The organism is Oceanisphaera litoralis (genome assembly GCF_016907015.1).
GTDB classification, from domain to species: Bacteria; Pseudomonadota; Gammaproteobacteria; order Enterobacterales; family Aeromonadaceae; genus Oceanimonas; species Oceanimonas litoralis.
This window is the reverse complement of record NZ_JAFBBE010000012.1, coordinates 1-26,969: the sequence shown is the minus strand read 5'-3', so window position 1 is coordinate 26,969 and position 26,969 is coordinate 1. Positions and strand designations below refer to the sequence as shown.

17 protein-coding genes, 1 tRNA gene and 1 pseudogene are annotated in these 26,969 nt (G+C 61.3%); 8 read left to right on the top strand and 11 right to left on the bottom strand.

The window, feature by feature from the left end:
• Positions 1–222: 222 nt before the first annotated feature.
• Genes recC through recD form a run of 3 tightly spaced genes read left to right on the top strand, consistent with a single transcriptional unit; the run spans position 223 to position 9,441 of the window.
• Positions 223–3,630 carry an exodeoxyribonuclease V subunit gamma gene (gene recC, locus HNR62_RS08840; protein ID WP_204795721.1) on the top strand — a complete coding sequence of 1,136 codons (3,408 nt, stop codon included), beginning with the start codon at positions 223–225 and terminating at the stop codon, positions 3,628–3,630.
• Complete coding sequence (gene recB / locus HNR62_RS08835) at positions 3,627–7,403, top strand: exodeoxyribonuclease V subunit beta (protein WP_204795720.1); 3,777 nt, start codon at positions 3,627–3,629, stop codon at positions 7,401–7,403. The genes recC and recB overlap by 4 nt, the downstream gene beginning before the upstream one ends.
• Positions 7,390–9,441 carry an exodeoxyribonuclease V subunit alpha gene (recD, locus tag HNR62_RS08830; protein WP_204795719.1) on the top strand — a complete coding sequence of 684 codons (2,052 nt, stop codon included), beginning with the start codon at positions 7,390–7,392 and terminating at the stop codon, positions 9,439–9,441. Before recB ends, recD begins: the two co-directional genes overlap by 14 nt.
• A 54-nt stretch (positions 9,442–9,495) precedes the next feature.
• Here recD and asnB read toward each other — a convergent pair whose 3' ends face one another.
• The 4 genes from asnB to HNR62_RS08810 all read right to left on the bottom strand — a co-directional run bounded on the left by asnB (position 9,496) and on the right by HNR62_RS08810 (position 12,854).
• Positions 9,496–11,160, bottom strand: coding sequence for an asparagine synthase B (asnB, locus tag HNR62_RS08825; RefSeq protein WP_204795718.1), 1,665 nt, complete (start codon positions 11,158–11,160; stop codon positions 9,496–9,498).
• Between the two features lie 190 nt (positions 11,161–11,350).
• The gene (locus tag HNR62_RS08820) at positions 11,351–11,989 is read right to left on the bottom strand and encodes a 2OG-Fe(II) oxygenase (RefSeq protein WP_338044094.1); all 639 of its coding nucleotides are present in this window, start codon (positions 11,987–11,989) and stop codon (positions 11,351–11,353) included.
• A 205-nt stretch (positions 11,990–12,194) separates the two neighbouring features.
• A tRNA-Ser gene (locus HNR62_RS08815) sits at positions 12,195–12,282 on the bottom strand.
• Between the two features lie 143 nt (positions 12,283–12,425).
• Positions 12,426–12,854, bottom strand: a complete 429-nt coding sequence (locus HNR62_RS08810) for a YbjN domain-containing protein (RefSeq protein WP_204795785.1) — start codon at positions 12,852–12,854, stop codon at positions 12,426–12,428.
• A gap of 421 nt (positions 12,855–13,275) precedes the next feature.
• On the opposite strand from HNR62_RS08810, the gene HNR62_RS08805 reads away from it, so the two are divergent.
• Entirely contained in the window at positions 13,276–14,136 is an 861-nt protein-coding gene (locus HNR62_RS08805; protein ID WP_204795717.1) for a universal stress protein, read from the top strand.
• A gap of 224 nt (positions 14,137–14,360) precedes the next feature.
• On the opposite strand, the gene cysQ is transcribed toward HNR62_RS08805, so the two are convergent.
• On the bottom strand, positions 14,361–15,164 hold the full coding sequence (gene cysQ, locus HNR62_RS08800) for a 3'(2'),5'-bisphosphate nucleotidase CysQ (RefSeq protein ID WP_338044093.1): 804 nt from the start codon (positions 15,162–15,164) through the stop codon (positions 14,361–14,363).
• A gap of 316 nt (positions 15,165–15,480) precedes the next feature.
• Between cysQ and HNR62_RS08795 the strand changes: the two genes are divergently transcribed.
• Positions 15,481–17,073 carry an ABC-F family ATPase gene (locus HNR62_RS08795; RefSeq protein ID WP_204795715.1) on the top strand — a complete coding sequence of 531 codons (1,593 nt, stop codon included), beginning with the start codon at positions 15,481–15,483 and terminating at the stop codon, positions 17,071–17,073.
• A gap of 109 nt (positions 17,074–17,182) precedes the next feature.
• On the opposite strand, the gene HNR62_RS08790 is transcribed toward HNR62_RS08795, so the two are convergent.
• From HNR62_RS08790 to HNR62_RS08780, 3 genes are all read right to left on the bottom strand, one after another.
• Positions 17,183–18,037: a universal stress protein gene (locus HNR62_RS08790; RefSeq protein ID WP_204795714.1), complete on the bottom strand. Its 855-nt coding sequence runs from the start codon at positions 18,035–18,037 to the stop codon at positions 17,183–17,185.
• 15 nt (positions 18,038–18,052) lie between these two features.
• Positions 18,053–19,537, bottom strand: a complete 1,485-nt coding sequence (locus HNR62_RS08785; protein WP_204795713.1) for a SulP family inorganic anion transporter — start codon at positions 19,535–19,537, stop codon at positions 18,053–18,055.
• A 250-nt stretch (positions 19,538–19,787) separates the two neighbouring features.
• Positions 19,788–20,321: a hypothetical protein gene (locus tag HNR62_RS08780; RefSeq protein ID WP_204795712.1), complete on the bottom strand. Its 534-nt coding sequence runs from the start codon at positions 20,319–20,321 to the stop codon at positions 19,788–19,790.
• 189 nt (positions 20,322–20,510) lie between these two features.
• On the opposite strand from HNR62_RS08780, the gene HNR62_RS08775 reads away from it, so the two are divergent.
• The 3 genes from HNR62_RS08775 (at position 20,511) to HNR62_RS08765 (ending at position 23,485) form a co-directional block, all read left to right on the top strand.
• Positions 20,511–20,708 (top strand): DUF4250 domain-containing protein, encoded by a 198-nt coding sequence (locus HNR62_RS08775; RefSeq protein ID WP_204795711.1) that lies wholly within the window; start codon positions 20,511–20,513, stop codon positions 20,706–20,708.
• Positions 20,709–21,261: 553 nt separating this feature from the next.
• Positions 21,262–22,629 (top strand): YjiH family protein, encoded by a 1,368-nt coding sequence (locus tag HNR62_RS08770; protein ID WP_204795710.1) that lies wholly within the window; start codon positions 21,262–21,264, stop codon positions 22,627–22,629.
• A gap of 319 nt (positions 22,630–22,948) precedes the next feature.
• Entirely contained in the window at positions 22,949–23,485 is a 537-nt protein-coding gene (locus HNR62_RS08765; RefSeq protein ID WP_204795709.1) for a DUF924 family protein, read from the top strand.
• Between the two features lie 72 nt (positions 23,486–23,557).
• Here the strand turns inward: HNR62_RS08765 and HNR62_RS08760 are convergent, their stop codons facing one another.
• The 3 genes and pseudogenes from HNR62_RS08760 to HNR62_RS08750 all read right to left on the bottom strand — a co-directional run.
• Complete coding sequence (locus HNR62_RS08760) at positions 23,558–24,190, bottom strand: YccT family protein (RefSeq protein WP_204795708.1); 633 nt, start codon at positions 24,188–24,190, stop codon at positions 23,558–23,560.
• 174 nt (positions 24,191–24,364) lie between these two features.
• Entirely contained in the window at positions 24,365–26,422 is a 2,058-nt protein-coding gene (gene dinG, locus HNR62_RS08755) for an ATP-dependent DNA helicase DinG (RefSeq protein WP_239552705.1), read from the bottom strand.
• 204 nt (positions 26,423–26,626) lie between these two features.
• Positions 26,627–26,969: pseudogene (locus HNR62_RS08750) on the bottom strand (IS1634 family transposase); the annotation flags it as partial.

The window sequence follows — 26,969 nt, the reverse complement described above, 5'->3', positions numbered from 1 at the left end:
TTGATGGCAACTGCTACTGATCACGCCGAAAAGCCAAAGCATCAAGATGGGTGTCCTAACTGGGAAAGCCAAAGCATCAAGGTGGGAGTCCTAACTGGGAAAGCCAAAGCGTCAAGGTGGGTGTCCTAACCGGGAGGATTAAAAGGGTTTAAATATGGATGTCCTAACTAAGGGGATTTGGCATTATCATGGGGCGGTGCGGGATAATAACAAGGGAATCGAATGCAGAATAATGATGTGCTGACGCCGGGGCTGATGGTGGTGCACGGCAATCAGCTGGAGGAACTGCGAGAGCTGGCGGTGGCCTGGATGCGGCGTAACCCGCTGGCACCGCTGGAAAACGAGGTGATACTGGTGCAAAGCAACGGTATCGCCCAGTGGCTGAAGCTGGCGCTGGCCGAGCATCGCAGCGGCGGTATTGCCGCCGCCATGCAGGTAGACCTGCCGGCGCGTTTTCTGTGGCAAACCTACCGTGCCGTACTCGGCAGTCACAGCATTCCGTTACAGTCGCCGCTCGACAAGGCGCCGCTGACCTGGCGGCTGGTGCGGCTGTTGCCCGAACTGCTGGCCGATGCACGCTTTGCGCCGCTGCATCGTTTTCTGCAGCAGGATGACGACTGTCGCAAGCGCTATCAGCTGGCCGAACGGCTGGCGGATCTGTTCGATCAGTATCAGGTATACAGAGCCGACTGGTTGGCGGAATGGGCCGCAGGGCGGGATCGGATCATCAGCGCCCGCCGGGGACCGGTGCCGCTGGATAACGCCGTGCTGTGGCAACCGGCGCTGTGGCGGGCACTGCTGGAAGACGTGGGCCATGAGCAGCTGGCCGGCAGCCGGGCCGGGGTGCATCCGCGCTTTGTCGAACACCTGCGAGAATGCGAGCAGGTTCCGGCGGACCTGCCGCGCCGGGTGATTGTGTTCGGTATTTCCTCGCTGCCGGCCCAGACCCTGGAGGCGCTGGCGGCACTGGCGCGCTTCACCCAGGTGCTGCTGTGTGTGCACAACCCCTGTCAGCATCACTGGGGTGACATAGTGCCGGATCAGGACCTGCTCAGGCACCGCTACCGCCGCCATGCCCGCAAGCCGGGACAGCCACTTGAGCTGACCGACAGCGATCTGCATCAGCATGCCCACCCCTTGCTGGCGGCCTGGGGCAAGCAGGGGCGGGACTACATCAACCTGCTCGACAGCGTCGACGATCCCGAACACTACAAGGCGAGGTTCGACGCGATGGGCAGCCGCATCGACCTGTTCGGTGAAGGTAATGTCGGCCATCTGCTCGGTCAACTGCAGGACGACATGCTCAACCTGCGGCCGCTGGCGGAAACCCGCGAGCAGTGGTCGCCGCTGACCGAGAGCACCGCGTCCATCCGCTTTCATGTGGCCCACAGCGGCCAGCGGGAGGTGGAAATACTGCACGATCAGCTGCTGGCGTACTTCAGCACCGATGCCGGTCTGCGCCCGCGCGACATTATCGTCATGGTGCCGGACGTCAACGTCTACGCCCCTCATATCCAGGCGGTGTTCGGCCAGTACGGCCGGGAAGACGATCGCTATATTCCCTTTACCCTGGCGGATCAGGGCAGCCGGGGCACCGAACCCCTGCTGATCGCCCTCGAACAGCTGTTGCGCCTGCCGGACAACCGCCAGACCGTCAGCGAAATACTGGATCTGCTGGAAGTGCCGGCCTTGCGCGATCGCTTCGGTATTAACGAACAGGATGTGCCCACCCTGCATCGCTGGATTGAAGGCGCCGGGGTGCGCTGGGGGCTGGATGCCCGGCGCCGTGCGGCCCTGGGGCTGCCGGCGGATCTGGAGCAGAACACCTGGCGTTTTGGCCTGCGGCGCATGCTGCTCGGTTATGCGGTGGGCTCGGGAGACGCCTGTCAGGGCATAGAGCCTTTTGATGAAATCGGCGGCCTGGACGCGGCCCTGATAGGCCCCCTGGTCAGGCTGCTGGATACCCTGGATGCCTTGCATGAGCAACTGTCCCGGCCTCATCTGCCCGCAGAGTGGGGGCAGGTGCTGCATGGCGTGCTGGCGTCGTGTTTTCTGCCCGCCAACGATCGGGATCAGGCATTGCTGGCGGGCCTGACCGAGGCGCTGGAAAACTGGCAGGCGCTCTGCGCCGGGGTCGAACTCGAGGAGCCGCTGCCGCTCAACGTGGTGCGCGAGGCCTGGTTGGGGGCCCTGGATCAGGGCTCGCTCAGCCAGCGTTTTCTGGCCGGGGCGGTCAACTTCTGTACCCTGATGCCGATGCGGGCCATTCCCTTTCGCATGGTCTGCCTGCTCGGCATGAACGACGGCGACTATCCGCGCAGCGTGACCCCGCTCGACTTCGATTTGATGGCGGGAGATTACCGGCCCGGCGATCGCTCCCGGCGGGAAGATGACCGCTATCTGCTGCTGGAGGCCCTGCTGTCGGCGCGGGAACGGCTCTATATCAGTTGGGTGGGGCGCAGCATTCGCGACAACAGCGAACGGCCGCCCTCGGTGCTGGTCGGCCAGCTGCGGGATCACCTGGCCGGCGGCTGGACCATGAGTGATGGTCGCGAGCTACTGCCGGCCATCACCACCGAGCACCCGCTGCAGCCCTTCAGCAAGGCCTATTTTGGCGAAGAGGGGCCGCTGTTCAGCTACGCCCGGGAATGGGCCGGGTTGCACCGCAGCCAGATGCCACGGCACGAGGCCGTTCTTCCGCCGCTTGCGTTCGACGAGGCGCAGCAGCTGGATCGGCTGCAGCACTTTCTGCGTGATCCCGTGGGGCATTTCTTTACCCAGCGGCTCAAGGTCTATCTGGATGAAGAAACCCCGCCCCAGCTGGATGAGGAGCCCTTCGGCCTCAATGGCTTGCAGCTGTATCAGCTGAAACGGCAACTACTGGAGCAGGCCGCCCAGTCAACCGAGGCCCCGGAACAGTCGCTGGCCCTGGAGGCCCGCCGGCTGGAAGGCCAGGGCCTGCTGCCATTGGCCGGCTTCGGCGAACGACAAAAGGCACAGTTGCTGGCGCCCTTGCCCGAGCAACTGCAGCGTTATCAGGCGGTGTGCCAGCAGTGGCCGACGCCGCTGGAATCCCCCTTGCCGCTGCGGTTTGACCATGGGGGGATAGAACTGGAAGGCTGGCTGGGTGGCCTGCACCAGGCCGGGGAACGGCTGGCGCGTATCGAGCTGCAACCGGGCACCCTGATGAACAAGAAAACCTTCAAATGGCATCGGCTGCTGCGGCCCTTCGTCACCCAGGTGACGGCGGCCGCCGTCGGCATCGAGCTGACCACCCTGCTGGTGGGCGAGGACGAGACCCTGTTGTTCCTGCCGTTGCCCCAGAGCCACGCCGAACGCATTCTGCAGGGCTGGCTGGAGGCCTGGCGACTCGGACTGGAGGCACCGCTGCCGGTGGCGCTGAATACCGCCATGGTCTGGCTCGAACAGCAGGACGAGGAAAAGGCCCGCAAAGCCTACGAAGGCGACGATTATCGGTTTGCCGGGGAGAGCCGGCAGAATGCCGCCCTGTCCCGCCAGTACCCGACCTTTGCCGCGCTCAACGCCAGCGGCGACTTCGCCGACTGGAGCGCGCGGCTCTATCAGCCCCTGCTGGACCATCAACCCGAACCGCTGGAGACAGATCAATGAGCGCACTTTCATCCCGTCCGCTGGCACTGCGGTTTGTGCTTCACGGCAGCCGACTGATCGAGGCCAGCGCCGGCACCGGCAAAACCTTTACCATATCGGCCCTTTATCTGCGGCTGGTGCTGGGCCACGGTGGTGACGCCGGCTTCGAGCGCGAACTGCTGCCGCCGGAGATACTGGTGGTGACCTTTACCGATGCCGCCACCCGCGAGCTGCGCGACCGCATTCGAGCCCGCCTGGTGGAGGCGGCGCAGGTGTTTCGCGGCGAGGAAGAGGGCGATGAGCTGCTGGCGCAACTCAAGGCCGACTTCGACGCCGAACAATGGCCGGCCTGCGCCCGGCGGCTCGACATCGCCGCCCAGTGGATGGACGAGGCGGCGGTATCCACCATTCACGGCTGGTGTCAGCGCATGCTGCGCGAACACGCCTTCGACAGCGGCAGCCTCTTCACCCAGACCCTGCAGACCGATCACGGCGAGCTGCTGGCGCTGGTGGTGCGCGATTACTGGCGCCAGCAGTGCTACCCGCTGACGGGGGAGGCGCTGGACTGGGTGATCAACCACTGGAAAACGCCGGACACCCTGCTCGGCGAACTGAGGCCCCTGTTGCAGGAGGCGGGAGAGGCAAGCGAGCCCCTGTCCAAGCTGCTGGCGGCGGATCTGCAGCGACAGGCGGAGACGTTAGCCCTGCTGAAAGCCCCCTGGGGCGTCTGGCTGGAAGAGCTTGATGGCATACTGCAATCGGCCATCGCCAAAAAGCAGGTCCAGGGCAAGTGGTTGCAGGCCAGGCGTACCGACGGGTGGCTGGCTGCCATACGCGATTGGATCAACAGTGATGGGATCGAGCTTTCGCTCAGCGAGGCGGCTATTTATCGGCTGACGCCCGAGGGAATAGCGGAGGCCTGGAAAGTCGGGGACGCCCCTTCACATCCCGCCTTTACAGCCATGCGTGAGCTGCCCGGGCAGCTTGCCGCCCTTGCCGCTCCTCTCGAGGCACCCCGCCGCCACGCCGCCGCCTGGGTACGCCGGCGGTTCGACGAAGAAAAGCGTCGCCGGGCCGAGATGGGCTTCGACGACATGCTGTCCCGGCTGGATGATGCCTTGCAGGGGGACAACGGCGACCGGCTGGCCGAGGTGATCCGCAGTCAGTTTCCGGTGGCGCTGATCGATGAATTTCAGGACACGGACCCGCTGCAGTACCGCATTTTCGACCGCATCTACCGGCTAGTTGAAAACCATCACGACAGCGGCCTCTTCCTGATCGGCGATCCCAAGCAGGCGATTTACGCCTTCCGCGGCGCCGATATTCACACCTATCTCGGCGCACGGGCCGCCACCCGCGGCCGTCATGACAGCCTGGACACCAACTTTCGCTCGGCGACCGCCATGGTGACGGCGGTCAACCGCATCTTCGAGCTGGCCGAACAGCGCGATGGCGGCAAGGGCGCCTTCCTGTTCCGCGAGGGCACCGACAACCCGCTGCCTTTCATGCCGGTGCAGGCCAAAGGCCGTAAAGAGCGGTGGTACGTCAACAGAACTGCAAACGAGGAAAGCCACGAGCACGAAAAAGCAAACGAAAAAGGACACCCATCTTCTGGCAACAAGAAAGGACACCCATCTTCTGTTGCCGCTCCGGCGCTGACCTTCTGGCAGCTGGAGCAGGACGAGCCGGTGTCGGGCGCGGCCTATCGCGAGCAGATGGCGGCCAGCGCGGCGACCGAGATCACCGAACTGCTCAACCTGGGGCGACAGAACCAGGCCGGCTTTGTCGGCGAGCAGGGCCTGACCGCGCTGCAGCCGAGCGACATCGCGGTGCTGGTCCGGGACTTCAGGGAGGCCGAGGCGATTCGCACTGCGCTGGCCGCCCGCGGGGTGCGCAGCGTCTATCTGTCCGACAAGGACTCCATCTTCGACAGCCAGGAGGCGCGGGATCTGCTGTTGTGGCTGCGGGCCTGCGCCGAGCCGGAGCAGGACCGCCTGTTGCGGGCGGCACTGGCCAGTCGCAGCCTGGGGCTGACCCTGAACGAGCTGGAGCAGCTCAATCAGGACGAACGCAGCTGGGAACGTCGGGTGATGCAGTTTCGCGACTATCGCAACCGCTGGCGCCGTCAGGGGGTGCTGCCCATGGTGCATCAGCTGCTGCACGACTTCGCCCTGCCGGGGCGGCTGATGGTGCGGGCCGATGGCGAGCGGGCCCTGACCAACCTGCTGCACCTGGCCGAACTGATGCAGCAGGCGGCGGCCACATTGGACGGCGAACAGGCCCTGACCCGTCATCTGGCCGAGCTGATTGGCGGCGAGGGGCAGGCGGCGGACGAGCAGGTGCTGCGGCTGGAAAGCGATGCGGCCCTGGTGCGGGTGGTGACCATTCACAAGTCCAAGGGGCTGGAATATCCGCTGGTGTTTCTGCCTTTTATCTGCTCGTTCAAGGCGCCGAAAAAGGGCAGGGCGGTGCAACTGTACGACGGCGAACGCCGCCGTCTGGTGCTGACGCCGGACGAAGACCAACTGGCGCAGGCCGACCGCGAGCGGCTGGGGGAGGATCTGCGTCTGCTCTATGTGGCCCTGACCCGTGCCCGCCACGCCTGCTGGCTGGGCCTGGCCGATATCAAGGTGGGCAACACCAACCGCTCGCGCCTGCATGACTCGGCGCTGGGTTATCTGCTGGGTGCCGGCGTGCCCTTGCCCAACAGCCAGGCATTGAAAGACTGGCTGGGTCCACTGGCGGTGGCGGGGGACATAGCGCTGACGCCTGCCCCCGTACCGAGTGCACAGATGTTGCTGGGCCGGGAGGAAGCCGCCACCGAGCCTCACTGGCGCACCCCGGGCCGGGCCGCCGCCGAGCATTGGTGGATTGCCTCTTACAGTGCCCTGCGCACCGGTGAGGTGACTGCGGCCGGGCCGACCCGGCGCTTCGAGGATATGGCGCCGGAGAGCCCGGCGGCGGCCACGGTGACAGACGATGAACGGGAGTCGGTCTTCATGCCGCTGCGGCTCGGTGAAACGCCGACCCTGCACCGTTTTCCACGCGGGCCCAATCCGGGTACCTTTCTGCACGGCCTGCTGGAGCTGGCCGGGCGCGAGGGCTTCGATGCCGACTCGCCGGCACTGGCGGAGCAGCTGGCCCGCCGCTGCCAGCTGCGCGGCCTGACCGAGTGGATAGCCCCGCTGGGTGACTGGCTGCGGCAGCTGCTGCATACACCCTTGTGTGAGCCCACAGAGGCAATGACGGCGCCCAGGCTGGCCGGGCTTTCCGCCTTTCAGCCGGAGCTGGAATTCTGGCTGGAGGTCAGCCGGGTGGACGTGCGCCGTATCGATGCCCTGGTGCAGGCCGCCGTGCTGCCGGGCCAGCCCAGGGCCGGGCTGCTGCCCGATAGCCTGAACGGCATGTTCAAGGGCTTTATCGATCTGGTGTTCGAGCATGAGGGCCGCTATTTCGTGGTGGACTACAAGTCGAACTGGCTGGGCAATGACGACGGCGCCTACACGGATGCGGCCATGAACGAGCAGGTGTTGAAGCACCGTTACGATCTGCAGTATGTGCTTTACCTGCTGGCGCTGCATCGTCAGTTGAAGCTGCGGCTGCCCGATTACGATTACGACACCCACATGGGCGGCGCCCTCTATCTTTTTGTGCGTCATCCCCAAGCCGTCTACCGGGACAGGCCGCCCCGCGAACTGATAGAAACCCTGGACGCTCTTTTTACCGGCGATGAGAGTACCGGCGATGAGGGTACCGGCCAGCCTGACGAGGAGTCATCGAATGAATCAGCCTGATGTGATCACCGAGGCGTCCCTGCACAGCCGGGAGCAGACCTTTTCCCTACTGGATGCCTGGGTCGAGCAGGGCTGGCTGCGGGCGCTGGATCGGGCCCTGGCCGGATTTTTTGCCGAGCTGGAGCCGGAGGCCGAGCCGTTGTTGCTGCTGGCGGCGGCGCTGGCCAGCCATCAGCTGGGCCACGGTCACGTGTGTCTGGATCTGGCCACCACCCTGGCCAGCCCCGACTTTGCGCTGTCGCTGCCGCCGGAAGGCGACGAGGCGGGCACCACTCCCTTGCCATCAAGGGTGCTGGCCGAGGTCAGCAGTGAGGACTGGTGCCGGGTGCTACAGGCCAGCAGCCTGGTGGCCGGTGCCGACGGCGATTCCGCCACCCCGCTGGTACTGGACGGCGAGCGGCTCTATCTGCGCCGTTACTGGCGCTACGAACAGTCGGTAGCCCGGGCATTGGCTACCCGGTTGAACCAGCAACCGGCCTTGCCCGAAAAGTTGAGCGAACAGCTGGAGCAGCTGTTTCCCGAGCCATTGGTGGTGGACGGCCAGCGGCAGACCGACTGGCAGAAGCTGGCCTGTGCCTTGGCGGCGCGGGGCAATTTCAGCCTGGTTACCGGCGGCCCCGGCACCGGCAAGACCACCACTGTGGTGCGATTGCTGGCGCTGTTGCAGCAGTCGGCGGGCGAGCAGTCGCTGCGCATCCGGCTGGCGGCTCCCACCGGCAAGGCGGCGGCCCGGCTCACCGAGTCCATCGGCGCCCAGGTCGCCTCGCTGCCGGTGAGCGAGGCGGTGCGCAGCCAGATCCCGAGCGAGGTCACTACCCTGCACCGGCTGCTGGGCAGTCTGCCCGACAGCCGCCATTTTCGTCATCATGCGGGCAACCTGCTGCCGCTGGACGTGCTGGTGGTGGACGAAGCCTCGATGATCGACCTGGAGATGATGGCCTGCCTGCTGGCGGCGCTGCCGCTTCATGCCCGGCTGATCCTGCTGGGAGACAAGGATCAGCTGGCCTCGGTGGAGGCCGGGGCCCTGCTCGGCGACCTGTGCCGGGATGCGGAGGGCGGCTTTTACGACCCGGAACTGGGCCGCTGGCTGGAGCAGGTGAGTGGCGAAACTCTGGCCCATCCGGCCCTGCAGCCGGGCAGTGTCGAGCAATATCCGCTGGCTCAACGCACCCTGATGCTGCGCTATTCCCGCCGTTTCGGCAGTGGCTCCGGCATAGGTCGGCTGGCCCAGGCGGTGAACGAGCAGGATGCGACCCGTGCCCGTCGTATTCTTACCGAGGGTAACGCCGATCTGCATCTGCAACGGCTGGGCGGCGAGCAGGACAAGGCACTGGACAGGTTTTTGCTCAAGGGGAGGGGAGAGGCCCGCGGCTACGGTGGTTACCTGGAGCTGTTGCAGCGCGAGCGGCCGGCGGCGGACTGTCCGCCGGAGGATCCGGCGTGGAACCGGTGGGCGGGCCAGGTGCTGGACGCCTTCGACCAGTTTCGGCTGCTGTGCGCGGTGCGCAAGGGGCCCTGGGGGGTAGAGGGCCTCAACCTGCGCATCGCCGGCCTGCTGCATCGGCGCGGCTTGTTGCCGGCGGATCGGGGCTGGTACGAGGGGCGCCCCGTGCTGGTGACCCGCAACGATTACAGCCTGGGATTGATGAACGGTGATATCGGCATCGCCCTGCGCCTGCCGGACGAGCCGGGCCGCACCCTGTTGCGGGTGGCCTTTCCGCGCAACGACGGCTCGGGCTCGCTTAAATTTGTGTTGCCCAGCCGCCTGAGTGCGGTGGAAACCGTGTTTGCGATGACGGTGCACAAATCCCAGGGCTCGGAATTTGCCCACACCGCCCTGATACTGCCGGACGGCCTCAATCCGGTGCTGACCAAGGAACTGCTCTACACCGGCATTACCCGGGCCCGCCATCATTTCAGCCTGATAGAAAGCCGGGCCTCGGTGTTCGAGCAGGCGGTGCAGCGGCGGGTAGAGCGGCGCAGCGGCCTGCTGGCCGGATTGCAGGGGGAACGATTGCAGGGGGAACGATTGCAATGAAAAATGGCGCCGAAAGGCGCCATTTTTGGCTGTGATGCGGGGCTGACAACCGGCTCAGTAAGACTGGGTATGCACACCTTTTATTGCCCGACCGGAGGGATCGGCCATGTTCTTCCACTGCTCGTCCCACTCCAGCGCCGTGGGGGTAGAGCAGGCCACCGACGGACCGCAGGGCACGCAGTGGGCGGCGGACTCCTGCGGAAAGTGGCCCTCGAAGATGGCCCGGTAATAATAGGCTTCCTTGTTGGTGGGGGTGTTGAGCGGAAAGCGGAAGGTCGCCGCCGCCATCATCTGATCGGTGACCTCCGCTTCCACCATCTCCTTCAGGCTGTCTATCCAGGAATAACCCACACCGTCGGAGAACTGTTCCTTCTGGCGCCAGGCCACTTCATGGGGCAGCAGATCGCTGAAGGCTTCGCGCAGTATGTGTTTTTCCATCTTGCCGTTGCCGCACATCTTGTCGGCCGGGTTCAGGCGCATGGCCACGTCCATGAATTCCTTGTCGAGGAAGGGCACCCGGGCTTCCACGCCCCAGGCGGCCATCGACTTGTTGGCCCGCAGGCAGTCGAACTGGTGCAGCGCCTGCAGCTTGCGCACCGTTTCTTCGTGGAATTCCCGGGCATTGGGCGCTTTGTGAAAATACAGGTAGCCGCCGAACAGCTCGTCCGAGCCCTCGCCGGACAGCACCATCTTGATGCCCATGGCCTTGATGCGACGCGCCATCAGGTACATGGGGGTCGAGGCGCGAATGGTGGTGACGTCGTAGGTTTCCAGGTGATAGATCACCTCGCGCAGGGCGTCGAGCCCTTCCTGTACCGTATAGTGCAGCTCGTGATGCACGGTGCCCAGGTGATCGGCCACCTTGCGGGCGGCAATCAAGTCCGGTGCGCCCTCCAGGCCCACGGCGAAGGAGTGCAGCCGGGGCCACCAGGCTTCGCTGTTGTCACCGTCTTCTACCCGACGGTCCGCATATATCTTGGCGATGGCGGAGATCACCGACGAGTCCAGGCCACCGGAGAGCAGCACCCCGTAGGGCACGTCGCACATCAGCTGGCGCTTGACCGCCGCCATCAGCGCCTCGCGCAGCTCGCTCACGCTGGAAGTCTTGTCCTTGACCGCCGCGTAGGCTTCCCAGTCGCGTTGATAATAGCGGCGCAGCTGGCCTTCCTTGCTGTACAGCAGGTAGCCGGGAGGAAACTCCTGGATGGTCTTGCACACCGGGGTGAGCGCCTTCATTTCGGAGGCAACATAGAAGTTGCCCAGCTCGTCGTGGCCGGTGTAGAGCGGGATAATGCCCATGTGATCGCGGCCGATCAGGTAGGCGTCCTGCGCCTCGTCGTAGAGCACGAAGGCGAAAATGCCGTTGAGATCGTCGAGAAACTCGGGCCCTTTTTCCTGATACAGCGCCAGTATGATTTCGCAGTCGGACTGGGTCTGAAACTCGAAGTCACTGGTCAGCGTGGCTTCCAGCTCCTTGTGGTTGTAGATTTCGCCGTTCACCGCCAAGGCGTGGGTTTTGGCCGGGTTCAACAGGGGCTGGGCGCCGCTGTCCAGGCCGACGATGGCCAGCCGCTCATGGACCAGAATGGCGTTGTCGCTGCTGTAGACGCCGGACCAGTCGGGGCCCCGGTGGCGCAACAGCTTGGACAGCTCCAGCGCCCGGCTGCGCAGGGCGGCGGGATCGGATTTGAGTTCGAGAATACCGAAGATAGAACACATGAGATCATCCTTAATGTCTTGCGCTATGAGAATGAACTCAGGTTGGCAGAGTGACATCGGGATGAAAAGCAAAAATATTGAAATGTGATAAATAAAGCCATCTTGATGGTAAATCGATATTTAAAGTGGCTTTATTTTTTAAACGGTTAATAAATGGCGTCTTGTTTTGCCGGTTAGTGATCGGTGCCGGTCACAGCCGACTTGTCGGGGCGACCGGGTCGTCGATACGAAACCAGCCGGCAATGCTCAGCCGATCCCGGTTGGCCGGCAGTACCTCGTGGGGGAAGTCCTCCGACAGAAAGCACACCAGGGTGCCGGCTTGTGGCAAGACCCGGTGCATGACGGTTTTTCCGCGCGCCGGATAGATCAGCAGCTCGCCACCATCGGTCGACTGCCAGTCGTCGTTGAGATACAGCACGGTCGTGATCCGGCGGTTGCCCCGGCCACGAAAGGCATCCAGGTGCTTCTTGTAAAAGTCCCCGCTCTGATAAAGCGCATAGTGGCATTCGTAGTCTTTCAACCCCATAAACAGCTGGCGGTTCAGTTGTCGCTGCAATTCGGCCATCTGCGCCTGGTAACAGCGCTGTACCGGGGTGTCACCCTCCAGCCAGCGGGTCTTGTCGGTGCGGATTTTTTCGTTGGTCTGCTGCCGCCGCTCCCGGCCAATAGCGGCAGGGGTCAGTTCCCCGGGGGGCAGGGTGGCCAGGTCGTGGCGCAGGGCGGCGACCATATCGGCATCGATAAAGTCGGGGAAAAGGCCGATGCCGGGGCCGGCAATGGCATCCACTATCTCGGAAAAATCATGTTCAAGCCGTACAACTGCATTCACGTCGAACCCTCCATCAGGAGCGCCTATGTACACCCATTACGACTCGGGTAGCCAGAAAGAAAAACTGCATGTGAAGAGCGAGAGTACTGTTTGAGGAAGGGCTTGTCATTCGATTGCCCGAAAGGAACCAGGACAGCAGGTGTCAGGCCGCCGGTTTTCAGGCATTAAAAAACCCCAAGCATTTGAAATGCTTGGGGTTTTAATGTGGCGGTGAGGGAGGGATTCGAACCCTCGATACGTTGCCGTATACACACTTTCCAGGCGTGCTCCTTCAGCCACTCGGACACCTCACCAGATTTTGGTATTTTATTTTCGAGTGTGTCCTTCACTCGGCTCCGCTTGGGAACGGGGCGTAATTTAACGGCTTGCCGGTGCTTGTTCAAGGCTTTTCAGTAAAAAAACGTGCGACTGGCTTAACCCTGAACAAGTTGCGGGCTTAATGCACAGCCGAGGGGGTTTTCTGCGGCTCGTCGTCCTGCATCAGAAAGCCGAGTTCGGTGATTTCGAGCAGCAGCTGCTGAGTCGCCATCATGGTTTGCTGCACTATCCACAAAAACTGCGGCTGATCCATACCGGCCCGGGTATGCAGGTAGTCGGCCACGATCAGGCGGGGCAGGTTGTCGTCGACGATATCGACAAATACCTTGAGGCTGGGGTAGTTCATGTTCAGTCGGCCCAGATCGGCCACCAGCGCCAGCAGGGCGGTGGGGCGCACCTCGATTTCCGTGGTGAGAATGGCGTCTTCATGTTCCACGAACAGTCGGCTTTCCAGTACGCCGTCCTGCCCCTGCAGCTCGGAAAGGTGGATGCCGTGACAGTTTTCACAGATGTAGTGGTCGATGTAACCGGCGGTTAGCCAGCGCATGGCGGTTTCTGCTGTTAACACTGAGATTCCTGAAAAATGGGGCGTGAAGGGTCGCTAGTGTAAACCAAAGGCCGGGCGAGGAAAATCAAAAGCCGGTGCCGGCGGGTGTGCCGGGGTCATAAAGCGCCGCGTTGATTTGATTTTGTTATCAAAAGCGGGAATGCTCATTATAGGTTCATCGAGGAGCCGTTACGCTCCCCTGTTTTCCGCTAAGTAATGCTGCATAACAGCTGTGGCTCTGTCGTCATTCCCGCGAAGGCGGGAATCCAGGACGTGTGGCGCAGAACGGTCAGGCTGCTGGTTGCCTGCAAAGGCACTGGACCCCCGCCTTCGCGAGGGTGACGATAAAGGCAAACCAGCGCCAGAATCCATATCAGTTATAGGGTGTTGCTTACCAGTTGCCACTAGAAGGAAAGTCGAGATGAAAACACTGCTTGCTGCTATCGATCTGGAACAGGAGTCCATGCTGGTGGTTAACAGGGCGGTCGAGCTTGCCGTTCGGCTCAAGGCCAGCCTGCATCTGGTCCATGTGGTGGATGATGCACTGACCCTCTATGAGCCAATGGTGGAAATTTCGGTGCGCCATCGCCTGAAAAAGGCGGCAGAAATGGCGCTGCAGGGCTTCTTCGATCTTGCCCCCGATGACGTCAAGGCGCGCGGGGGCTGCCATGTGTTACTGGGCAAGCCGTATCAGACCCTGGGTAAAACGGTCGAGGCACTGAAGGCCGATCTGTTGATCGTGGGGAGGCATCATATAGAGCCGTTACGGGATCTCTTTGTCGGTACCACCGCCGAGCGACTGCTGCGCCACTGCGACATCCCCCTGCTGATGGTCAGTACCGACGCTACCGATACCTATGAGCATGTGCTGGCGGCAACGGATTTTTCCCGCAGTTCGCACCATGCCCTGAAGGCGGCCCTGTGGCTGGCGCCGGAGGCGGAGATTCGGCTGGTTCATGTATTCGACCCGCCTTTTACCGGCTTGGTACACCACGATCAACAGGATATCGATGACATGATCAGGCAGCAGCAGGAGCGGATTACCCGGGAAATTAAAACCGAGATGGCGCATTTTATGGCCGAAGATGACCAAAGCCGTATTCGGCCCGATATTATGGCAGGGGGCGTTCAGGCCTGTCTGAATAACGCGGTGGCGCTGCATGGCCCGCAACTGCTGGTGCTGGGTACACATGGGCGTCATGGCATCGGCCGGCTGCTGATCGGCAGCGTCGCCACCAGTTTTTTGAGCACGCTGCCCTGCGATGTGCTGGTGGCGAGGTAAGTTTGCAGCTAAACCGACAAACCAACCGAAGGCGTTGAACTGCTCCTCCCCCTGTGCAGCTGGGTCACAGGTATAACGGAGGATTATCGCCAGGGGGAGGCGGGGTGGGGGTGTTGCCCTACAGTAACCCCTCCCTAACCCTCCCCTTGCGTTGCACCCTGCGGCCGTTCTGTTAACCCGAGCTTCAGGGGAGGGAACAGATCGGCGTACATGTCACCTAGGTGTTAAAACAACGCCGGCCAGTCCTGGCTGCTGTTGCCCACTACCAGAAAATGAGGGTTGAGCAACTGTTGCGGGTTGCCGTAGCCGAGCGGCTGGCCATCGAGTTGTATGACCCGGCCGCCGGCCTGCTCTGCCACACAATGGGCGGCAGCGGTGTCCCACAGCGAGGTGGGCCCCAGCCGCGGATACACATCGGCGGCGCCTTCGGCCACCAGACACAACTTGAGCGAGCTGCCCATGGCCACCAGCTCGTGCTCACCCAGTTGCTCGAGCAACAGCGGCATGGCGTCACCGGCGTGTGAACGGCTGCCGACCACCCGCCAGGGCGTACCGGCGTTATGCTCGGCGACCTTAATCGACCTTTTATTACCCTCGGCGTCGGTCTTGCTGGCGCCATATCCCCGGGCGGCGGTGTAGCACAGCGCCAGCGCAGGGGCATAGACCACGCCCAGTACCGGCTTGCCCTGCTCGATCAGCGCAATGTTGACGGTAAATTCGCCGTTGCGCTTGATGAATTCCTTGGTGCCGTCGAGCGGGTCGACCAGCCAGTAACGGCCCTGGACGTCGGCGCCGCCGAATTGCCCGGTGTCTTCTTCCGACAGCACCGGCAGGTGCAGCGATAACTGGTTCAGGCGAGCGTCAATCAGCCGGTGGGCGGCGGCGTCGGCCTCGGTCAGCGGTGACTGGTCGGCTTTTTGCTCGATGGAAAAATCCCGGCCATAAATGTCCATGATGGCGGCACCCGCCTCCCGGGCGATGGCTTCCACCTCGGCAATCAGGGCGGTAGTAAGATAATCTGAGTGCACCGTGCTCTCCATAGGGTGACCTTTAAATGAGCCAATATGATATAAAAAAACGCGGCTTATTCCTATTTATGTAGTCAGACCCAGCCCATCAAACGGTCAATCCATTCGATGAGCATCTCAATCCGACCAAAGAACCTGCTTCCTTTTATTCTCCTTGATGCTTTGGTATCGCCGGATACCGCAGAAAAAGTAGTCATCCGGCACCCTTGTGAGTATAAATATTGCGCATTCTTTGAACTTTGGGCCCACTGTCGGTATCCTTGTCGACCTTCGGCGATAGCGCCTTTCTTCGTTTCGTTAACTGTGAGTCTGCTTCTTGATTTCCACCAACAACATCACCATGCAATTCGGCGCCAAGCCGCTGTTTGAAAATATCTCCGTCAAATTCGGCGACGGCAACCGTTATGGCCTTATCGGCGCCAACGGTTGCGGCAAGTCTACCTTCATGAAAATCATGGGCGGGGATCTGGAGCCCAGCGCCGGCAATGTCAGCCTGGACGCCAACGAGCGGCTGGGCAAGCTGCGTCAGGATCAGTTCGCCTACGAAGAGGTACGCGTGCTGGACGTGGTGATGATGGGGCATACCGAGCTGTGGGCCGCCATTCAGGAGCGTGATGCCATTTACGCCAATATGGAAGCCAGCGATGACGATTATATGCGCGCCGCCGAGCTGGAAGGCAAGGTCGCCGAGTACGACGGCTACACCGCCGAGTCCCGTGCCGGCGAGCTCTTGCTGGGCGTGGGCATTGCGGTCGAGCAGCACTTTGGTCCCATGAGCGAAGTGGCGCCGGGCTGGAAACTGCGGGTACTGCTGGCCCAGGCACTGTTTGCCGATCCGGAAGTGCTGCTGCTCGACGAGCCCACCAACAACCTGGACATCGATACCATTCGCTGGCTGGAAGGGGCGCTGAACGAGCGCAACAGCACCATGATCATCATCTCGCACGATCGTCACTTTCTGAACAGCGTCTGTACCCACATGGCGGATCTGGATTACGGCGAGCTGCGGGTGTATCCGGGCAACTACGACGACTACATGCTGGCCTCCACCCAGGCCCGCGAGCGGCTGATGTCCGACAACGCCAAGAAGAAGGCCCAGATTGCCGATCTGCAGTCGTTTGTGGCCCGCTTCAGCGCCAACGCCTCCAAGGCCCGTCAGGCGACCTCTCGTGCCAAGCAGATGGACAAGATCAAGCTGGAAGAAGTCAAGGCCTCCAGTCGGCAGAACCCCTTCCTGCGTTTCGAGCAAGACAAGAAGCTCTATCGTAATGTGCTGGAAATGGAAAAGATGTCGCAGGGCTATGGCGAAGAGCTGCTGTTCAAGAACCTGAACATGCTGGTGGAAGTGGGCGAGCGCATCGCCATTCTCGGCGCCAACGGTATCGGCAAGTCGACCCTGGTCAAGACCCTGGTCGGTGAACTGGCGCCCGTCAGCGGCCATTACAAATGGTCGGACAACGCCACCATCGGTTATTACGCCCAGGATCATGCCGACGATTTCGACATGGATATCACGGTATTCGACTGGATGAGCCAGTGGCAGCAGGCCGGCGACGACGAGCAGACCATTCGCAGCATTCTCGGTCGTTTGCTGTTCAGCCAGGATGACATCAAGAAGAAAGTCGGGGTGCTGTCGGGGGGTGAGCAGGGTCGCATGCTGTTCGGCAAACTGATGCTGCAAAAGCCCAACATTCTGGTGATGGATGAACCCACCAACCACCTGGACATGGAATCCATCGAGTCGCTGAACATGGCGCTGGAAATGTATCAGGGCACCCTGATCTTCGTGTCGCACGACCGGGAGTTCGTGTCGTCGCTGGCCACCCGCATTATCGAGCTGAGCGAAGACGGCATGCGCAACTTCAGTGGCAACTACGAAGAATACCTGCGTGAAAAAGGCGTGGTGTAAGCCGATGATGTGATCGGGCGGGAACCGGGTTTCCCGCCGATTCCATTCAGGCAGAAAAAAACCACCGGGGGCCCTGGCTCCCGGTGGTTTTTTTAGTGCCGGATAAACCTTAGCGCAGTATCAGCAGCGGTACCCGGGCGGTGCTGATCATGGTGGTGGTGGTGCTGCCCACCAGCCATTGGCGAATACGGGAATGGCCGTAGGCGCCCACCACCATCATGTCGATATGGTTATCCTGCTGATATTGGCCGAGCACTTTCTCCACTTCCCCGGCGATGATGGTGGCAGGTGCGTCGATACCGGCGGCTTCCAGGGTCGTTTTGGCCCAGTTCAGCTGTTCCCGGTGATCGTCGGTGTCGGCACCGACCAGTACCAGATGGCAGGTCAGCCCCTTGAACAACGGGCTCTGGGCCAGTATTTCCACGGCCTTGCGGGTGGTGGCGCTGCCGTCAAAGGCCAGCATGATGTGCTGCGGTGCCTTGAATTCGCCCAGGGTGATCAGCACCTGGCTGTGCACGGCACGGATCACCTGCTCTACATGGCTGCCCAGATGCGCAAAGGGCGAGCCGCTGTCTTCCCCGTAGCGGCCCAATACCAGCAGCCGGATCCGGGGTTCGAATTCCACCAGGGTTTCCACCAGCTCACCGTGGCGTTGCAGGCTGCTTGGCTCATTAACGCCGTCTTTAATGGCGCGAGCAAGGGCCGCGTCCAGCATCTGCCGGCCCTGCTCCTTGGCCAGCCGGGAGCGTTTTTCATCCAGGCTGGCCAGCTCTTCCAGCAGATGCTCCTGAGTGCCAAGGCCAATGGTGCCGCTTAAATCGGCCAGGCCCGGCTGCCGTGTTTTATCCAGCACATGAATAAAGGTCAGGGGGGCATCCAGCCGCAGACTGGCCCAGCTGGCGAAATCACACACGGCGCCGGCATGACTGGAGCCATCGATACATGCCATTACATTGGTCGTCATCGTTATTCCCTTAATTTAGTGGCCCATCAGCTTTTCGACAGCCTTGGGATCCTTATGCTCGGCAAAGCGATCTACCAGGGTGGCGCTGGCCTCGTTCAGACCGATCACTTCTACCTCGGTGCCGTCCCGGCGGAAGGTCAGTACCACCTTGTCCAGGGCGCCAATGGCGGTAATGTCCCAGAAATGGGCCCGGCTCAGATCGATACGTACCCGTTCCACCACTTCCTTGAAGTCGAAGGCGGCCACAAACTGCTCGGCGGAGGTGAAGAACACCTGTCCCACTACCCGGTATTCCCGGGCGCCATCGTCGGCCCTGGCGGAGCCCACATACAGGATCTGCCCCACCTTGTTGGCGAAGAACAGGGCGCTGAGCAGCACGCCCACCAGCACACCATAGGCCAGATTGTGGCTGTATACCACGGTGGCCACGGTGGCGATCATCACAATGCTGGAGCTGACCGGATGCGCTTTCAGATCGGTAATCGAGTTCCAGCTGAAGGTACCGATAGACACCATGATCATCACCGCCACCAGGGCGGCCATCGGAATTTGCGATACCCAGGGGCCGAGGAACACCACCATGATCAGCAGCACCACGCCCGCCACCAGGGTAGAGAGCCGGCCGCGACCGCCGGATTTAACGTTGATCACCGACTGGCCAATCATGGCGCAACCGGCCATGCCGCCCAGGGCGCCGGTGGCGATGTTGGCCAGACCCTGGCCCTTGCATTCCCGGTTCTTGTCGCTCTTGGTGTCGGTGAGATCATCCACTATGGTGGCGGTCATCATCGACTCGAGCAGGCCCACTATGGCCAGCGACAGAGAGTAGGGGAAGATAATGGCCAGGGTCTCGAGGTTGAGCGGCACCTCGGGCCACAGGAACACCGGCAGGCTGTCCGGCAGCTCGCCCATGTCACCCACTGTGCGTATATCGATGCCGAAGGCAATGGCGATCAGAGTCAGGCTGATGATGCACACCAGGGGCGAAGGCAGCAGCTTGCCTACCACAGGTACCAGCGGCAGCAGATAGATGATGCCCAGACCGGCGGCGGTCATGGCATACACATGCCAGGTGACGTTGGTCAGTTCGGGCAACTGGGCCAGAAAGATCAGAATGGCGAGGGCGTTGACGAAACCGGTGACCACGGAGCGGGATACAAAGCGCATCATCTCGCCCAGGCGCAGATAGCCGGCGAGGATCTGCAGCACACCGCACAGCAGGGTGGCGGCCAGCAGATATTGCAGGCCGTGCTCCTTGACCAGGGTGACCATCAGCAGCGCCATGGCGCCGGTGGCGGCAGAGATCATGCCCGGACGGCCACCGGCAAAGGCGATGACCACCGCCATGCTGAAAGAGGCATAGAGACCGATTTTGGGATCGACACCGGCGATAATGGAAAAGGCGATGGCTTCCGGGATCAGCGCGAGGGCAACCACCAGGCCGGCAAGCACGTCTCCTCTTATGTTGAAGAACCAGGTTTGCTTGATGTTCGAGAGCATTATTATTGTTCCAGGGTTGTGGGTTGGAGTCCGGGGCGAGACAAGGCGCAAGTAGACGCGATGGATACCGGGTGTGCGGGCTAGGGCGGCGTGTTCGCTTTATTCTAAAAATTCATACAGCTTTAATTTCTTATAAGTTATGCGCGTGAGATCGCGGTTATTATAGGGGGCTGCTTCTATGGGAACAAGGCCGGATCCTGCTGCCGAGAACCCGGATAACCCGCGATTGAAACCACCACGAATGCCGGCTCTACCTCGGCATCACCGAATCGTGCCGCAGTATTCCCGCGTCACGCCACGCCATGTCTCCGGCTGCGGGTCGCATGCATCCGGGGAACCCGGCTTTATCGGCCATGAAATGGCCGGGGGTACACCTGGTCTGAAGGGAGGAGGGTGGCAGGGCATTATGCTGGTTGATCATGAACACACTTTGACGGCAATGGCTGCCGGTGGGCAGCCCGGTACCGGCCGACTGCCAGCACACCAGGGCGGCAATGCCGGTACAGGCCATGGCCTGTTGCAGCAGCTGACCGGATGCCCTTTTTACCTCTATGACCCGTGCCGGATTGATGCCTGCGTCGACCAGCGCCCGGCGTGACAGTGGTGCCGGTGCATTGGCAATCAGGATCCAGCCCCGGTTACCTTGGCTGATGGCGGCCAGCTTAGCCAGCAGCCGAGTCTGTTGTGTACTGCTCCAGTGCGCAATGTGCACTATTGCATTGTCCGTTTCACGAGATAACGGTTCACGGGGTAACTGTTCACGAGATAGCAAGAGAGTGGCCATACGGGATCCTTGTTGCTCATTCACTGTGTTTATATACAGTAATACCCGGTGGCATATCGGTCAACCTAATACTGTTTAAATACACAGTATTTTAGGTGGGCAGTATTTTTCGTTCCGGCTTTCCGTTCCGGCTATAGTCATCGTTGATGACGGCGACATAGAGCCAAAAAAGCCAGACAGGAGAACGACATGGACAGGACGTTACTGGAACGAATGGATAATCATATGGTGCTGAGCATTCTGAACGAGAAGCTGCGGCTGGAGTGCGACAGCCTCTCTGCGCTGATTTCCCGTTACGAGCTGGACAGTGGCCAGCTGATGGCGCGTATGTCACAAATTGGCTACCGCTACGATCCCAACAGCAATCAGTTCAAGCCGGGCGCGTGATCGAGGCGCATTTTACCGAGGAGCGACTGGGCCATATATATAAGCCATGCCGCATAACAGGAGTGCTTAAGTAGTCATTCTCACGTGCCCTCTCTTGTCATTCCCACGAAGGTGGGAATCCAGGACCTGTAGCGCAGAACTGTCAGACTGCGGTTCGCCTGCAAAGACACTGGACCCCCGCCTTCGCGAGGGTGACGATAAAGGCAAACTGACCCTTGTATCCACACTGTGCTCCGGCGCAAATGAGTTGTACAGGCTGCCCCGGCAGCCTTTTTTATTTTTTTGCGCCGACCCGGTTTCCCTGTCCCCTAAAAGTCCCTATACTCCCGCCCGCGTTAACAAAATGGAACAAAAATCCAACATTGAACATGTTGATGGCTGTTTGTTTTGATTTTTTCTTTTGATTGAATATATTTGGCTGTAAAATAAGTATTCAGCAAGATGATACCAGTTTGATTATTTATTCATTTATGTCTTGCTGACCGCATAAAACAGCGGTTTCTACCTTTTATAGCCGAGTTGGGCGTTGTGACCCGATAAGGAAGGAGTCACCATGGAAAAGACCTTGAAAGGGCAGGCTGCGGTCGGTAAACGCAATCTGCTGATGTTTTTGCTGCCCTCGCTGCTGGGCATACTGCTGTTCATGACCCCGGTCAGCTATAACGGCGATCTGACCATCATGATAGCGGTGCTGGCCAAAAGCCTGCAGGCGGCGCTGTCGGGTTCGCTCACCCTCATCGTGACCGGCATTATCAGCCTGTCGGCACTGGCCTCAGTGTTTGCCACCCTGTTCAAACCGGCGTTTGTCACCCGCAGCGCTTTTTTGAATACCCTGTTCAATGTGAGCCCGGTATGGTTGGTCAGCCGGCTGCTGGGCGCCCTGTTCGTGGTGATGGTGTACACCCAGACCGGCCCCGAGATACTGTACAGCGGCGACACCGGCGGCCTGGTGCTGAACGATCTGCTGCCGGTGCTGTTTGCGGTGTTTATTTTTGCCGGCCTGCTGTTGCCGTTACTGCTGGACTTCGGCCTGCTGGAATTTGTCGGCACCCTGCTGACCGGCATCATGCGACCGGTGTTTCGTCTGCCCGGTCGTTCGGCGGTAGACTGCATGGCTTCCTGGCTGGGCGATGGCAGCGTAGGTATTCTGCTGACCAGCAAACAGTATGAAGGCCATCATTACACCCAGCGTGAGGCGGCGGTGATCGGCACCACCTTCTCGGCGGTGTCCATCACTTTCAGCCTGGTGGTACTGGCCCAGGTGAAGCTGGAGCACATGTTCATTCCCTTCTATATCGCGGTGTGTGTGGCCGGCATAGTGGCGGCCATCGTGGTGCCGCGGCTGCCGCCCCTGTGCTGGAAGAAAGACAGCTTCATCAACGGTGAAGCGCGCCCGGCCGATGCTGAAGCCACGCCGGCCGGCTATTCCCGCCTGAGTCATGGCTATCATTTGGCCCTGGCTCGTGCCGGCAAGGTAGAAAGCCTGGGCCAGGTGGCCCGTACCGGCATGCACAATGCCCTGGATATGCTGCTGGGGGTACTTCCGGTGGTCATGGCCTTCGGTACCCTGGCGCTGGTGATTGCCGAAACCACGCCGCTGTTCAGCTGGCTGGGCATGCCCTTTGTGCCGCTGCTGGATCTGCTGCAGATCCCGGAAGCGGCCGCCGCCTCCGAAACCATGGTGGTCGGCTTCGCCGATATGTTCATTCCGGCCATTCTGGCGACCTCCATCGAGAGCGATCTGACCCGCTTTGTGATTGCAGCGCTGTCGGTGACCCAGCTTATCTATATGTCGGAAGTGGGCGCCCTGCTGCTGGGCAGCAAGATCCCGGTCAACATAGTGGAACTGTTCGTCATCTTCCTGCTGCGCACCCTGGTCACCCTGCCGGTGATTGCGCTTATCGCCCACCTGGTGTTCTGATCTCAGCCCCTTCAGCCAGAACAAGCCCCGTAGAGTCGGGGCTTTTTTGTATTGGCACGGCGCAGTGATTTTATTGCCCAGATGAAGCGGCGGCTACGAGTCTGTAGGGTCCAATTCATTGGACCGCCAGGCCGGTGTACCACGTCATCGGTCGAATAAATTCGACCCTACCAGATACCGTGGTTTAAGTTGCAGTAGGCGCGTATTCATGCGGCGCGAACCTGTAGACGAATAGGGGTGGGGAGGGGTTACGCCGCCCGGCGGTGGTGTATGCTCAGCTAAGGTTGTGAGCTAAAGAGGCAACGTCGGGGGAGTCATCATGTATCAATCGGTACTGCAATTCTGGTTTGAGGTGCTGACGCCGGCGCAGTGGTGGCAAAAGAACAAGGCGCTGGATGACGAGATCCGTCGGCGTTTTGGCGATGTGCACCGGCGGGCCTGTCTGGGGGAGTGCTTCGAGTGGCGCACCCGGGCAACGGGGCGGCTGGCCGAGATCATCGTGCTTGACCAGTTTTCCCGCCATATTTATCGTGATCAACCCGCGGCCTTTGCCGCCGACGGCATGGCGCTGGTGCTGGCGCAAGAGGCGATAAGCGCGGGGGCAGAGCGGGAATTAACACGACAACAGCGGGTGTTTCTGTACATGCCGATGATGCACAGCGAATCGCTCAAGGTGCACGACGTGGCCCTGGCGCTTTTCGAGAAGAACGAGGTAGCCGATAACCTGGCATTCGAACGGCGTCACCGGGACATTATTGCCCGCTTCGGTCGTTATCCCCATCGCAATGCCATTCTGGGGCGGGAGTCCACCGCGGAAGAAATGGCCTTTCTGCAGCAGCCGGGCTCGGGGTTCTGAACCTGCATGAACGATCGTAGGCAACAAAATGCCGGGCACTGCCCGGCATTTTGTTGGGTAACCCGGCAGGCATTACTGCTGCTGTATGGTCCAGATCTGGAAGGCGCGCTGGGTGTCCTTGTCGGCGGCGTTCCACCAGTGCTTGAGCATGTCTAGGGCGTCGGCGTCTACCACCGCATCGCCAAATTTGGCTTCGGCGGCGGCCACGGCGGCGTCGGTGCGGCCATTAAAAGCCATGCCTCTTTCTGCCAATGATTCCTGAATACCACCGGCGGTATCCAGACCGGCCGGCATCGGGATCAGGGTGAGCTCGGCCGGCACCGTATTACCGGTTTTCTTGTCTACGATGCTGAGCTCGGTCGCCTGCTCGCGTAAAAACTGGCGCGCCAGCTGATAATTGGCGGGCGGCTGATAATCCAGGGTGAGCTCGGCATCGGCGGGCACATCAAGGCTGATGATCACCGGGTCGCCATTGAGCAGGCGCAGATCGGAGCGATTGGAATAGTCCTTGGTATAGGAAATCGCAATCTGTTGCTTGCCTTCGGCAAGATCCACCTTGTGGACGGACTTGGTAATGCTGTTGGCGGTTTTGCTGCCATTGACCAGATGGATCTGGTAAGGCTGCACTGCTTCAAAGGTGGCGGCACTGGCGCCAAAGGACAGGCCGGCCACGGCGAGGGCGGCGAGGGTAAAGCGAGTTTTCATCTGGGGCTCCTGAGCCATGTGTATTTTTATTCTGATAAGCCGTTGTCATCTCGAAAGGTCAACAGACCCTAGCGCACGGCGGTCTGGTCATTCAACCTGCATAAAGTTAACCGCAGGATTGTGACAATTTACCGTTAACAGCGCAATAACTCATAATCGCATGCCAAGGCGGCGCTAACCCAGCTCCCGGGTAAAGGGGGGCAGGGCGTCGAGCAGGGCGGGGCCGTAGCGCCGGCTGAGCAGCCGTTTGTCCAGCAGCACGATGCGACCCTGGTCGGTTTCAGTACGCAGCAGGCGGCCGCAGGCCTGGATCAGCTTGCGCGAGGCCTCGGGCATGGCCAACTGCATGAAGGGGTTGCCGCCGCACAGGCTGATCCACTCGGCCATGGCTTCTTCTACCGGCGAGGTGGGCACCGCAAAGGGCAGCTTGGTGATGATGAGGTTGGTCAGGTAGTGGCCGGGCAGGTCCAGCCCCTCGGCGAAGCTGCCGGTGCCGAACAGCACGCTGGGCTGCTTGCCGTCGCACTTCATCTTGTGCAGTTGCAGCAGGGCCTGGCGGCTGGCCTCGCCCTGCACCAGCAGCGACAGTCCCCTGGCCCGCAGCGCCTCGGCGGCCTGGTTCATCTGCCGGTAGGAAGAAAACAGCACCAGGCTGGCGGCCTGTTCCTGCAGCCACAGGGGGATTTGCTCGACCAGCAAGGCGTCAAAATCCGGGTCGGTCGGTTCGCACTCCAGCGGCGGTATGATCAGCCGCGCACTCTGGTAGTCAAAAGGCGAATTCAGGCGCAGATAATGGCTGCCATCGTCGGCCCGCAACCCCACGGCGCGGCGAAAATAACCGAAGTCGTTGAGGGCGGTGAGGGTGGCCGACACCATCACCACCGCCGCGGCCCGCGACCAGCACCATAGCTCCAGCAGATGGCCCACCGCCAGGGGGGTGGCACACAGCAGCAGTTCCTGCTTGTCGTGTTGCTTGTTTGGCTGAGCAAGTTCCAGCCAGCGGGCTGGCGGTGTTTGTTTGGGGCCGGTGGCGCGCAGCAAGAGTTCGGCACCGTCGCGCAGTTGTTCGCCGTGCAACTGCTGCTGGCTCAGGGTCGCCAGGGCGGCCTCTGTGGTGGCCGCCCGGCTCGGTTTGAGTTTGAGCTGTTCGCTCAACTGGCTGTGCAGCGGGCCCAGGGCGCGACAGAACCCCTGAGCGTCTTCTTTCAGCACGCCGAGTAATTCATCCAGACCGACCGGCAGGTCACCGGGACTGAAGCGCAGGCAGCCCTGGCTGTCTGGCTCCAGTTCCCGCCGTTGCAGGGCGCCGTGCAACTGGCGATAAAGTCCGTTCAGCGCCGGTATCAGCTGGCTCAGGCTCTGTAGCAGCCGGCCCAGCGCCGACTGACCCTCGTCCCCCAGCAGTTCGTTCAGGCCGCCCAGCCATTTGTTGAACTGTTCCAGCTGGCGCCGGCTCTGGCGCAGGGCCAGCCGGGCCGAGCCCTGATCCCGGGCCACCGGGGCGATATGATGGGCCTCGTCCAGTATGTAGAGGCACTGTTCGGGTTCGGGCAGTACTATGCCGCCGCCCATGCTCAGATCGGCCAGTAACAGGGCATGGTTCACCACTATCACATCGGCCTGCTCCAGCTCGGCCCGGGCCAGGTGAAAGGGACACCGCTGGTGGCCAAGCGCCGGCTGGCAGTTGTGTCGCTCCGCCTGCAACTGCTGCCACAGGGCAGGGTCTATGGGCTGGGGCCAGCTGTCTCTGTCGCCTTGCCAGTTGCCCGCCATAAAGGCCTGCCACAGCTCGGCCAGTTGCTGCTGCTGGCCTGCGCTCAACGCTTGCGCCGTGTCAAACAGGCCGATCTGGGCCTCGCCCCGGGCCAGTGCCTGCAGCCGCCGGGCGCAGCAATAGCGAGCCCGGCCCTTGGCCAGCACGAAGCGAAAGGCGGGTTGGCAGTGGGGCAGAAACAGCGGCAGATCCTTGTCCACCAACTGCTCCTGCAAGGCCAGGGTGGCGGTGGAGATCACCAGCTTCTTTTGATTCATTCGCGCCCAGGGAATACCGGCCTGCAGGTAGGCCAGCGATTTGCCGATACCGGTGCCGGCCTCGGCCACCAGAATGCGCCGGGCCCGGTCGTAGCGGCCGAGCAGCACCTTGCCGATTTCCGCCACCAGGTAGTTTTGCTCCCGGCGGGGAATAAAACCGGGCAGGGCCCGGCTTAACCGGCGGTAGTTGTCACGCACCAGGCGTTGATAATCGCCGCCGGTAGGGGGTAAGGGATTGGACTCTGTCGAATCTGGCGTATCTGACGTAGACAGTGGTGTGGGCCGAGACTTCTGAGGCATAGGCGGTGGCAGGAAGTGGCTGGGAAAAATAGGGGCATCGATTATAACCGATGACGGCTTTCAAATCAGTTGCAAGCTGTATTTAACCGACATTCCGCACCTAATTCAGGAATAAATGGCCAGGTAACGTTTGCCGAGTGCCTCAAGAATGGTCTGTTGCGGCGGTTGAAGATTGACGATCAGCGGTGTTTCGTCTCCCACCGCAAGTTCATGAATGCCGCTGAAGCACAGGAAGACCCACCGCGCGGTAGGATTCTGGCTCGGCTTCTTCTTCATATCCGGGAAACTGAGATCTTTCTGCCGTAGTGACTGCCGGATACGGTGCTCCAGCGCTGCATAAATCATCAGGCTACAGGTCATCACCATCAGCAATGCCTCGATGCGCTCTGGTTTTTTCAGAAACAGGGAAGAGGTCAGAAACTCCGGGCTTTTCAGAAAGCGGAAGCCG

Bases quoted from the DNA above. Each gene is read 5' to 3' on its own strand.
- recC (WP_204795721.1), top strand. From the start codon at position 223: ATGCAGAATAATGATGTGCTGACGCCGGGGCTGATGGTGGTGCACGGC.
- recB (WP_204795720.1), top strand. From the start codon at position 3,627: ATGAGCGCACTTTCATCCCGTCCGCTGGCACTGCGGTTTGTGCTTCAC.
- recD (WP_204795719.1), top strand. From the start codon at position 7,390: ATGAATCAGCCTGATGTGATCACCGAGGCGTCCCTGCACAGCCGGGAG.
- asnB (WP_204795718.1), bottom strand. From the start codon at position 11,160: ATGTGTTCTATCTTCGGTATTCTCGAACTCAAATCCGATCCCGCCGCC.
- HNR62_RS08810 (WP_204795785.1), bottom strand. From the start codon at position 12,854: ATGCGCTGGCTAACCGCCGGTTACATCGACCACTACATCTGTGAAAAC.
- HNR62_RS08805 (WP_204795717.1), top strand. From the start codon at position 13,276: ATGAAAACACTGCTTGCTGCTATCGATCTGGAACAGGAGTCCATGCTG.
- HNR62_RS08790 (WP_204795714.1), bottom strand. From the start codon at position 18,037: ATGACGACCAATGTAATGGCATGTATCGATGGCTCCAGTCATGCCGGC.
- HNR62_RS08785 (WP_204795713.1), bottom strand. From the start codon at position 19,537: ATGCTCTCGAACATCAAGCAAACCTGGTTCTTCAACATAAGAGGAGAC.
- HNR62_RS08780 (WP_204795712.1), bottom strand. From the start codon at position 20,321: ATGGCCACTCTCTTGCTATCTCGTGAACAGTTACCCCGTGAACCGTTA.
- HNR62_RS08775 (WP_204795711.1), top strand. From the start codon at position 20,511: ATGGACAGGACGTTACTGGAACGAATGGATAATCATATGGTGCTGAGC.
- HNR62_RS08770 (WP_204795710.1), top strand. From the start codon at position 21,262: ATGGAAAAGACCTTGAAAGGGCAGGCTGCGGTCGGTAAACGCAATCTG.
- HNR62_RS08765 (WP_204795709.1), top strand. From the start codon at position 22,949: ATGTATCAATCGGTACTGCAATTCTGGTTTGAGGTGCTGACGCCGGCG.
- HNR62_RS08760 (WP_204795708.1), bottom strand. From the start codon at position 24,190: ATGAAAACTCGCTTTACCCTCGCCGCCCTCGCCGTGGCCGGCCTGTCC.